The sequence below is a fragment of the Rhodococcus sp. P3_B8 genome, from assembly GCF_056402775.1.
The window spans coordinates 1-1469 of the sequence record NZ_JBFUGT010000615.1 but is presented as its reverse complement, the minus strand read 5'-3'; the positions used below and the strand labels follow the sequence as shown (position 1 = coordinate 1469).

Here is a 1469-nt window from a genome sequence, read left to right as displayed (position 1 = left end):
GCGGCGCGCTCAGGGGCGGCGCGCTCGCGGCGGCCGCAGCGCTCAGGTGCTGCGCCGAGCGTCGCGGGGCGGGCACCCGGTAGGCGGGCAAATCGAGGGCCGCCGCGATGCTGCGCAGGGCCGAGCCCATCTGCTCGGCGTTGGCGAAGCGGTGCGACGGTTCCCGGTGGGTGGCCTCCGCGACGAGTTCGTCGAACTCGGGCGGGACACCCGCGATGAACGAACCCGGCCGCGGCACGTCCTGATTGATCCGCTGATACGCGACGGACAACGACGTGTCCCCGGTGAACGGTGTCCGCCCGGTGAGAAGTTCGAACAGCAGGACACCGGTGGAGTAGACGTCACTGCGGGTGTCCGCGATACCGGACGTCACCTGCTCCGGCGACAGGTACGCCGCCGTGCCCAGAATCACACTGTTCGACGTGGTGGTCGACGCGGCGGCGGCCCGCACCAGACCGAAATCGGCGATCTTCACCTCACCGCCGTCGGAGATCAGGATGTTCTCGGGTTTGACGTCGCGGTGCACGAGACCGGCCCGGTGGGCGACGGCGAGCGCGTCGAGAACCGGGCCCGCGACCGCGGCCACCGCGTGCGGCGGCATCGGCCCGCGCTCCCGCAGGAGTTCGCGGAGCGTTCCGCCGTCGACGAGTTCCATCACCAGGAACGCGTGCTCGCGGTCGTGTCCCTGGTCGTAGACCGCGACCAGGGAGGGGTGCTTGAGTCGCGCGACCGAGCGGGCCTCGAACTCGAACCGGGTGACGAACGCCGGATCGGCCGCGAACTGCGGATCCATCACCTTGATGGCCACCGGACGGTCGAGACGCGTGTCGAGCCCCCTGTAGACGGTGGACATGCCGCCACGCGCGATCGTGGCATCCACCCGATAGCGCCGGTCGAGCAGCTCGCCGATCAAACGTTGACCTCCATCGTGCACAGTGTCCGTTCCCCCGTCAGTGCGCGCAGCCCGGCCACGCGCCCCTCAATCGTAGCCAGCGACACCGACCGGTAGCGCCACGCCGGAGGCGACCAGATAACGTTAGGGGAGTGAGTGCCATCCCTTACTGTGACGATGTCCTGGACCCTTCCGTCTCGCTCCTCCAGTTGGTGGACGTCGCGAAGAACCTCGGTGTGGCCGTCACCCGCGTGCAGCAGCTTCTGCGCGACCAGCAGTTGATCGCCGTCCGACGCGACGGCGTACTCGGTGTTCCCGAACTCTTCTTCGACGAGACCGGCGAGATCGTCAAATGGCTGCCCGGTCTCGTCGCCGTGCTCCACGACGGCGGATTCAAGGACGAGGAAATCCTGCAGTGGCTGTTCCGCGAGGACGACAGCCTCCCCGGCACGCCCGTCCAGGCCCTGCACGGCGACCTCGCCCGTGAAGTGATCCGCCGCGCTCAGGCGATGGGATTCTGACGGCCGGTCACCACACTCGGCCACGGGCAGGCACCGCGAGCCGGGCGAACTGAGGC

The 1469-nt window shown here is 69.1% G+C and carries 2 protein-coding genes; one reads left to right on the top strand and one right to left on the bottom strand.

Annotated elements, in window-relative coordinates:
• Positions 1–913: protein kinase domain-containing protein (locus tag AC1D1G_RS45130; RefSeq protein ID WP_477956930.1), on the bottom strand; the 913-nt coding region annotated here is incomplete at its 3' end.
• 131 nt (positions 914–1044) lie between these two features.
• Between AC1D1G_RS45130 and AC1D1G_RS45125 the strand changes: the two genes are divergently transcribed.
• A complete protein-coding gene (locus tag AC1D1G_RS45125) occupies positions 1045–1413 on the top strand; it encodes an Rv2175c family DNA-binding protein (RefSeq protein ID WP_105413630.1) in 369 nt (122 codons plus the stop codon).
• The last annotated feature ends 56 nt before the right edge of the window (positions 1414–1469 follow it).